The 6,479-nt window shown below is 62.8% G+C and carries 5 protein-coding genes; 2 read left to right on the plus strand and 3 right to left on the minus strand.

The window, feature by feature from the left end; all coding sequences use genetic code 11:
* Nucleotides 1–20 precede the first annotated feature (20 nt).
* Complete coding sequence (locus KA354_21565) at nt 21–1,253, plus strand: Gfo/Idh/MocA family oxidoreductase (GenBank protein MBP7937240.1); 1,233 nt, start codon at nt 21–23, stop codon at nt 1,251–1,253.
* Between the two features lie 35 nt (nt 1,254–1,288).
* On the plus strand, nt 1,289–2,149 hold the full coding sequence (locus KA354_21570; GenBank protein MBP7937241.1) for a HEAT repeat domain-containing protein: 861 nt from the start codon (nt 1,289–1,291) through the stop codon (nt 2,147–2,149).
* 70 nt (nt 2,150–2,219) lie between these two features.
* On the opposite strand, the gene KA354_21575 is transcribed toward KA354_21570, so the two are convergent.
* From KA354_21575 to KA354_21585, 3 genes are all read right to left on the minus strand, one after another.
* The gene (locus KA354_21575) at nt 2,220–3,557 is read right to left on the minus strand and encodes a PDZ domain-containing protein (GenBank protein MBP7937242.1); all 1,338 of its coding nucleotides are present in this window, start codon (nt 3,555–3,557) and stop codon (nt 2,220–2,222) included.
* Between the two features lie 356 nt (nt 3,558–3,913).
* The gene (locus KA354_21580; GenBank protein MBP7937243.1) at nt 3,914–5,560 is read right to left on the minus strand and encodes a hypothetical protein; all 1,647 of its coding nucleotides are present in this window, start codon (nt 5,558–5,560) and stop codon (nt 3,914–3,916) included.
* Between the two features lie 178 nt (nt 5,561–5,738).
* Entirely contained in the window at nt 5,739–6,083 is a 345-nt protein-coding gene (locus KA354_21585; protein MBP7937244.1) for a hypothetical protein, read from the minus strand.
* Nucleotides 6,084–6,479: the final 396 nt, after the last annotated feature.

Below are 6,479 nucleotides of genomic sequence, written 5' to 3' on the forward strand. Positions count from 1 at the left end.
GTCCTCAGGAGGACGCGTTCATGCTCTCACACAAGAAGCGACTCACACGGCGGCGATGCCTCCAAGGCACGATCGCGGCCGTGGTCGCACCGATGATCGTGCCTCGGCACGTACTGGGTCGGGGATATGCCGCTCCCAGCGATACCTTCGGCGGAGCCCTGATCGGCTGTGGCGGCCAGGGTCCGGGGACGTTCAAAACGATGTCGCAAGGGCTCAATGTCCGCGAATTGGCCCGCTGTGACGTCAAGTGGGCCGACCGTGCGGACAACAAGACGACTTACACCGATTTCCGGCGCGTGCTGGAGCGCAAGGACATCGACCTGATCGCCATCGCCACGCCGCCGCACTGGCACGCACTGATCAGCATCGCCGCGATGGAAGCGGGTAAGGATGTCCTCTGCGAGAAGCCGATGACCCGCTTCATCGCCGAGGGCCGGGCCGTGGCCAACGCGGAGAAACGCTACGGCCGGATCTTCCAGGTTGGCACCTTCGGCCGGTTTCAAAGGAGCCGAAACCCCGATTCGATTCTCAAGCGCAAGATCATGACCAGCGGCCTGCTGAAGAACTGCGACGCGGTCCTCGTCGAACGGGGCGGCTTCAAAGTCAAGGAGTGGAGCGGGCTGGTCAATACCCGACCTCAGCCGGTCCCCAAATGGCTCGACTGGGACATGTACCAGGGACCCTCGCCGCAACGGTTGTTCCACCCGCATCGTCACGGGGGTACGCACCGCGGCTACTGGGACTACGAAGGCGGCGGCCTGGGTGACATGGGTCAGCATCACTTCGACCCCATCACCTGGGAATATGGTCTGGACAACACCGCTCCGGTCGAGGTTGAGGCCTATGCCCCACCCGCACATCCGGACGTCTGCGGCATGTGGGGCTGGATTGAACTCAAGTACGGCAACGGCTTCACCCTGGTTATCTCGAGCGGGGAGTGGGGCAAACCCTACGACCGCAAACAGCCGCGAGGCCTGAGCCTCAACGATCTTGAGGAAGAGGACCGCAAGAAGATCGCCGCGATGCCCGAGCCAGAGCCGCTGCTGAGCTTCGCTCAGGCCGTCAAATCACGCAAACCGGCCGGCGGAAACGCCGAAGCGGCATACCGCACCGTGAGCATCATGCACCTGGCGAATATCGCCATTCGCGTGGGACGCAAGATCCGGTTCGACCCGGTCAAGGAAGTCATTGTCGGTGACGAAGAAGCCAATCGGCTGGTGAATCAGCCCATGCGCGCCCCCTGGCATCTTTGATGGCGGCCAGTGGCTGGCCAAGAAAGGACACGACCATGCCCGAATCCCAAGCCGAAATCGCCGCACATGTGGCCAGCATGCCCGAAGTGGACGAACCCGGTAAGGAAAGCAAGTTCACCGGTCCCGAACCGCAGGTTGCCCGGCAGGTCTTCGAGGAGATCCTGACGAGAGGCCAGGAGGGGATCACACAAGTGGTCAACCTCGTCCACGACTCCACCGACCCTGATTTCAAGGACTACCGGGCGCAGTACGTTCTGCACGGGCTGGTCGTCTACGTGGCTCACCCGGACAGAGCACCGCTGCAGCGGATGGTGGTCGAAACGCTTGCCTCGCACCTGGGCCGGAGTGATCTATCTAGAGGTGTACGGGGTTTGCTGCTTCGTGAGCTGCAATGGGTGGGTGGACCGGCGGCGATCGCAGCGATCGGCGGCCAACTCCAGGATGAGGAGCTGGGTACACACGCCGTCTCGGCCTTGACCGCCATCGGACCGAGCGCCGCCGAGGTTCTGCGGCGGTCGTTGCCGCAGGCCCAGGGCAGAAACCGGCTGGCGATCATCCAGGCGTTGGGCGTCCTGGGCGATGCAGGGGCGATCGCTGACCTCAAGGGCGCCGCACACGATGAGAGTCGCGACGTTCGCATCGCTGCCATCTGGTCGCTCGCCAATATCGGTGATGCCGGTTCGGCAGACCTGCTCATCAAGGCGTCCGACACCCGGGATGCCTGGGAGCGGATCCGGGCAGCCACGAGCTGCCTGCTTCTCGCGGATAAGCTGCTCGCGGCCGACAGAAAAGCTGATGCCGCGCGAGTCTACTCACACCTGCACCAGACGCGACAGGATCCGACCGAACAACACGTCCGCGAGGCGGCCGCGCGAGGGCTGGCGGCGGCAAAGTAGTTGCGGAGACTCAACCCTTCGACGCCCTTCGTGGCGGCCTTTGCCTCCCTTTAGAATCAAATCCTCGGGTTCAAGCTGCTGGCTGGGTACTGCTCGAGCTACTGGCTTTGGGAATCGTGATCAGCGTCTGGAGGAAGATGTCGTCTCGTTTGAAGCCGATCAAGATCGAGGTCCCCGCGGCTTTTGTAGCGAGCAGGTTATTGAAAGTGCCCACATCCGGGGTCGGTACCGAGTCCATGCTGAGAATAATGTCCCCGGTCTCCAGCGGTGGGTCGGCTGCGGCCGCGGCGCCGCCGGTGGAAACCGACGAGACCTTAACGCCTGACGCATCGTCTCTCAGGCTCAGGCCCAGATCGGGCAGAGGGGGCTGGATGGAGATGATTCCCTCCAGCTTGATGGACACCGATCGCCAGCGGTTGGAACGAACGTAGTCGATGCTCACTGTCTGGTTGGCATGAGCGAGAACCACTCTCTTCAGCTCGGAGGCGGAGCGGGTGGGTGTACCCGCCAGTTGGACGATGATATCGCCCACGGCCAGGCCGGCCTTTGCGGCGGCGCTGTTGGGGTAGATCGCGGTCACCTTGGCACCCTTCATGCCGCTGTACCCGTAGTACGTTGCCAGCGAGGAAGTGAGCGACTGGACGTTGATTCCCACGTAGGACAGGCAGTGCTCGACCCGAGAGTCAGCCTTGAACTCACGTCGCAGTTCCTCCGCACTCGTCGTGCGGGTGAGCATCGTGATCGTGGCTCCGCTGGAGAGACCTGCCACCTTGGCCCGGAAGGCCTTGGAGTCGCTGATCGGCGAGGTATTGAAATCCTGGATGAGGTCGCCGGCGAGTATTCCGCTTTCCCGGGCCGGAGAGGTCGGATTGGAGGCCACCACCACACCGGTGTCGGTGCCGTTGTCCTTGATGGACAGGCCGATGGACGTGGGGATTCCCGCTGGATCGTCTAGCGGCATGGTGCCCTGCGCGTCGAGGGCAGCCCTGGTGTCGGGTCGGAACAACTTGATTCTTACCGTACTGCCCGGCTCGACCGCAGCCTCGAGAAGGCGTAAGCCTGAAACACTACTCGCGTCGTCTCCGTAGAAAGCGATGATGATGTCATTACTCCTGAGCTGGGAGGTGAAGATCGAAGTGGTGTCCACCGAGGAGATGAGCACACCGGAGACTTGGTCGACGGTGGCATCGACCATCTCGATCCCCAGGTACATGGGTGTGGGCCAAATCAAGTTGAAGCAACCGGATCCTGCCGCCATTCCCGTTGCCAACAGGGCCAAGAGGAACAAGGGTGTGCCGGTGTGGACACGGGGCACCGGGAGAACGCCGCATCGAGTTCGACCGGACACGGCGGTGATCGGACCATCCCTGGTAGATGCGGGAATGGAACTTGCTCGATTGCTGTTCATCGTGGTTTCTCCCTTGCGAAATGTGACCCCAGGTCTCCAGTTCAGCGTAGTTGTTCATGGAAAGCTGTCAAGCTCCCGTGGCGTGCAACTACCTGCCGTCGGGCGGCCGCTTCGTCACGATGTGTTGACTGGCCGGTAGCTGTTTGCCGTCCGGTTGTCAGGCTCGGACAACGGGATCAGGTCCTTTTTTTTCGAACGCCTATTCTCCGGTCAACCATCCCTTCTCCGCTTACGTGGACGACCACACGGACCCAGCGACCGCTCCAGGCCGAGCTTCCGCACCGAGCTTCTGCACCGCGTGGACCTGAGCAACACCACCGTGATTCCCCGTCCGCTTCTGGCCTCTCGCCCGCAGTTCAACGACGGCTGGGGAGTATTGTCGCACCCACCGTGTCGATGGGACCCTTGAATCCTGGGCCGCCCGCTGCTACGTAGCCCCTGCTCGCGCCGGTCGAATCGCTGCTGACCCAGAAGGCGTAGAGGTCCGCGCACGTCGCGTGGAATCGGAAGCGAACCGGCTGACCGGCCATGGCGGACAGGTCATCGCCGCCTCGCCACGCCACCTTTGCCTGGGTGGCGTCTTTGTCGATGGGTAGGCAATTCGCCAGGGTAAACGGTTGGATCACCCGTCCATTGGGGTCCAGTAGCTCAACGCGCAGCTCGCCTTTGGCGGCGTCGGTATTGACGAAGAGGTGCCGGCCGCCGAAGCGGAGGGTCCGGGTGGTCAGGGTTCCCTTCTCCTTGGTGCCCATGGAAGCAAAGCCGTCGCGGCGTAGGACGGCCAGCCCCGTATGGATAGAGGCGTCCCAGAACTTGTCTGACCGAGACCGACCGCTGAAGTAGAAGTGCAGTTTGTCCCCGACGATCAGGCAGCCACCGCCCGCGCTTTGCACGTTGCCCCAGTTCCACGCCCCTTCGGTTTCGTTGACCCCGATAAAACGGCGCCGGTCGGGCCGGTGCCAGTGAAAGCCATCGCGGCTGAATCCGATGAGAATCTCGTTGCGCTTCTGGATGCGGCGTTGGGCACAGACCTCGTTCGGCGGCCCTTGCCATATCGAGAACAAACCGAGCACCACGCTTTCGTACGGGGTGGCGTCGAGGTTGTAGAGCTGGGGCGCGATCGCGTTGAACTCCGGGTTGGGATGCCGTGGATCGAGGTGATCGGCACAAGTCCAGGGCACCGTCCCTCGGGGGAGCTGCTTAACCGCGGCCACGGGGTCGTCGTGCTCGAGATAGGCCCGGGCCCGCCCGACGTCAGGATCCCCCACGCGGACGCTGAAGATCCACTTTCGTCGGAAGGGGTTGTAGAACACCGTGGTTCGGTCGCCCAAGGGTCGCTCGCTGATTGCGATTCGCTCCGACCAGTGAATGCCGTCGCGCGAGCCGCTCAGGCACATATGCCAACCGGAGCCAGAGATCTGAATCATGCTGAACATGAGATAGCGCCTTGCGGGATCGGTGGCCGCGGAATCCAGCCAGATCGTGCACGAATCCCGGAAACGCCCGGACCAGCCCGGTGGCGGCGGCAGTACGACATTGCTGCCGGGCACAACATCGAGTACCGGTTTTTCCCATCTTATGCCATCAGGGCTGGTCGCGTAGCAGGTGCCGCGTAACAGCGGGGCCATGTACCACATTTTGAACAGCCGCTCGGCCGGGTCGAAAAAGACGCCGTCACTGAACGGGCCTGCGCCGGGGATGTCAGCCTCCAGTTCCCAGGGCTTGTCCGCCGTGAGAACCGGATTACCGGCGTGATGAACTGGTTGGTGGAACGTCCTCTCCAGGTCGGTCTGCTCAATCAGGAAGTCATCCACGAACAGCTGCCGGCCGATGTCGATCGGGATCACCTTTGGAGGGGTCTGCAGATACGGCATAGTCATGGGATCTCGGGTGAGCTTACCTTGTCGCGGTGGCCAGGTACTCGGCAATTCAATCCCGTTATAGAGAGTAGATTGGGGCGGGTTTTCACCTGCTGGGGCCTCGGTGCGGGCTGCGACGACCATAGCCAGTCCGATAACCAGGACTCTCGGAGTCAATCGACTGTGTCTCGGCAGCCGAATCCATGATGTGCTCATTAGATACCAACCTCCGGTAGCATTCATCGTGACATGCGCGGACTCAAATTAGCAGTGTAGGTTCGTGATCGCCGACCTGCAATTGTCGCGCCATCGACTTTGACCCTCATTCCGCCTGCTCCGTGGTCTTCTGAGGCAACAGGGACCGTCGCTTGCCCCCCCCGAGGTGCCGCGGACAGAGATGGCGCACTGCGAGACCATCGAAATCCAACGAGCACGTTTGCAGAGTGGACTTGTCCACATGGCCGGGGCCGTAGACGTACTCGGTACGTGCGGTGTCGGTCAGGAGTGACTTGGCTAAACGAAGCCATTGGGCGTAGGTGGCAGGCGGGGTGTGCCCACGGGTGCGGTGAGAACCGGCCGCGCCAAACGAAGCCAATGAGGGGCGTACGGGATTCTGTAAATCAATATTCCATCGAAGGTTAAGGAATCGCCCGGGCTTCACGGCCATGCGGGGTGTCCTCTGGTCGCTTGTGTATGGCCCCTGTTCGCTTCTGTATGGCCCCGGCGCGCCTGTCGGGTCCGCTTGACCCGATTCGGGGTTCGCTTCCGGCTCTTCTGGTCTTGTGGTCGCCCCCCGCGGGCGGGCAGGCCTGGGATCGCACGGAACAACACCGCGCCCGTTCCGGCAAAGATGGGCCTCACGGAGCGGGATGAAGAGAGGCCGCTGGCCGGCTCGGTTGAGGGGGCGGGAGATCGGGGAGTTTGAGCCGGGGGGGGGTTGGAGTGGGTGACGAGGGGAGTCGGTCGGCGTCGAGCGTTCCGGTAACGGATCGGGCGGGGTGAACGGCTCGGGGGCGTGGACCGGATCGAACGGGGTGGGAGTGCCCACGGCGGGGCGAGATTG

The organism is Phycisphaerae bacterium (genome assembly GCA_018003015.1).
Lineage (GTDB): Bacteria > Planctomycetota > Phycisphaerae > UBA1845 > PWPN01 > JAGNEZ01.